At 67.4% G+C, this 1,789-nt stretch carries 3 protein-coding genes; all 3 read left to right on the top strand.

All coding sequences use genetic code 11. The annotated features are described in order from the left end of the window. The first annotated feature begins 22 nt into the window (after window positions 1-22). Complete coding sequence (locus JYJ84_RS35810; RefSeq protein WP_174961394.1) at window positions 23-526, top strand: YbaK/prolyl-tRNA synthetase associated domain-containing protein; 504 nt, start codon at window positions 23-25, stop codon at window positions 524-526. Window positions 527-588: 62 nt separating this feature from the next. Continuing rightward, window positions 589-1,227 (top strand): transcriptional regulator, encoded by a 639-nt coding sequence (locus JYJ84_RS35805; RefSeq protein ID WP_122947116.1) that lies wholly within the window; start codon window positions 589-591, stop codon window positions 1,225-1,227. Between the two features lie 61 nt (window positions 1,228-1,288). After that, window positions 1,289-1,789: pyridoxal-phosphate dependent enzyme (locus tag JYJ84_RS35800; RefSeq protein ID WP_205190221.1), on the top strand; the 501-nt coding region annotated here is incomplete at its 3' end.

Genomic DNA, 1,789 nt, shown 5'->3' with positions numbered 1-1,789 from the left:
GGCCCCACCTGCCCGGAGCGACATGAGCGACTACCCCGTTTTCGACACGCTTTGCGATCTGCTGAACACGTCCGGCGCGCGCTTTCGCGTGCTGGAGCATCCGGCCGAAGGCAAATCCGACGCGATCGCCGCGCTGCGCGGCACACGCCCCGAACAGGGCGCGAAGGCGATGCTGTGCACGTTCAAGGATGGCGGCGACACCACCGCGCTCGCGGTGATTCCCGGCCACCTGAAGATCGATTTCCGCAAGGTTGCCGATGCCGTCGGCCGCCGCAAGGCAACGCTCGCCTCGCCCGACCTCGCGGCCACCGTCACGCGCTGCGTGATGGGCGCCGTGCCGCCGTTCGTGTTCGACCCCAGCGTGACGCTCGTCGTCGATCCCGCGCTGGTCGAACGCAATACGGAAATCGCATTCAATGCGGGCCGCCTCGACCGCTCCGTCGTGCTCGACGCGGCCGACTACGTCCGGATCGCACAGCCGCTGCTCGCCGACATCACCCGGCCGGAAGCCGCGGACGGCGCGTAACACGCCGGCTGCCCCGTTCCCGAAGCCATCGCATCGATCCGAAACCTGAACGCGAAACCATCATGACCACCACCCGGAAAAAAGCGACGTCGGAACAGGCCTCGCTGATCGAACAGGTGCAGCGCATTGCCGAAGGGCTCGGCGCGATGTTCGCGCCGTTCACCGAGGTCGTGGTTCACGACCTGCGCACGCCGAAGCACGCGATCCTCGCGATCCACAACAACCTGTCGGGGCGCGCAGTCGGCGATCCCGCGACCGAGCTCGGCCTCGCCCGCATCGCGGACGACGATTTCCCGCAAGTGCTCGCCAATTACCCGAACCGCTTCGCCGACGGCCGCACCGCGAAAAGCACGTCGATCGGCATCAAGGATTCGACCGGCCGCTACGTGGCCGCGCTGTGCCTGAATGCCGACGTCACGCTGTTCCGCGGCTTCCAGGGCATGCTGAACCAGTTCTGCAGCACGGACGGCGAAGCCATCGCCGAAACGCTCGACCCGGCCGGCGCGGACGCGATCCGGCAACGCATCGACGCATTCGCGATGCGTCTCGCGACGACGCCGCGCGAGCTCAAGACCGACCAGCGCCGCGAGCTGATGCAGACGCTGAAGGCCGACGGCTTTCTCGAAGTGCGTCGCGCGATGGAAATCGTGTCGCAGCATCTCGGCGTCTCGCGCGCGACCGTCTACAACGATGCGAAATGACGCAAGCGCGTGGCACGCGCGGCTTTCCTGCTGAACGATTTCAACGACCAACGGGCATCCCATGAACTCTCCGACTCTCCCCACGTACGACGACGTTGCCGCCGCGGCGACCCGGCTCGAAGGCCATGCGCACCGCACGCCGGTGATGACGTCGCGGACGATCGACGAAGCGCTCGGCGCGCAAGTGTTCTTCAAGTGCGAGAACCTGCAGCGCATGGGCGCATTCAAGTTCCGCGGCGCGTTCAACGCGCTGTCGCGCTTCGACGCGGCGCAGCGCCGCAACGGCGTCGTCGCGTTCTCGTCCGGCAACCATGCGCAGGCAATCGCGTTGTCGGCGCGCATGCTCGGCATTCCCGCGACGATCGTGATGCCGCAGGATGCGCCGGCCGCGAAAATGGCCGCGACGCGCGGCTACGGCGGCAAGGTCGTGACCTACGACCGCTACACCGAGGATCGCGAACAGATCGGGCGCGATCTGGCGGCGCAGCACGGGCTCACGCTGATCCCGCCCTACGATCACCCGGACGTGATCGCCGGCCAGGGTACGGCGGCCAAGGAACTG

The sequence above is a fragment of the Burkholderia sp. LMG 13014 genome, assembly GCF_905232215.1.
Classification (GTDB): domain Bacteria; phylum Pseudomonadota; class Gammaproteobacteria; order Burkholderiales; family Burkholderiaceae; genus Burkholderia.
The sequence above is the reverse complement of the archived record's forward strand: the minus strand, read 5'-3'. Positions and strand labels throughout refer to the sequence as shown.

Excerpts from the sequence above, each read along its gene's own strand:
- JYJ84_RS35810 (WP_174961394.1), top strand. The coding sequence starts at position 23 with ATGAGCGACTACCCCGTTTTCGACACGCTTTGCGATCTGCTGAACACG.
- JYJ84_RS35805 (WP_122947116.1), top strand. The coding sequence starts at position 589 with ATGACCACCACCCGGAAAAAAGCGACGTCGGAACAGGCCTCGCTGATC.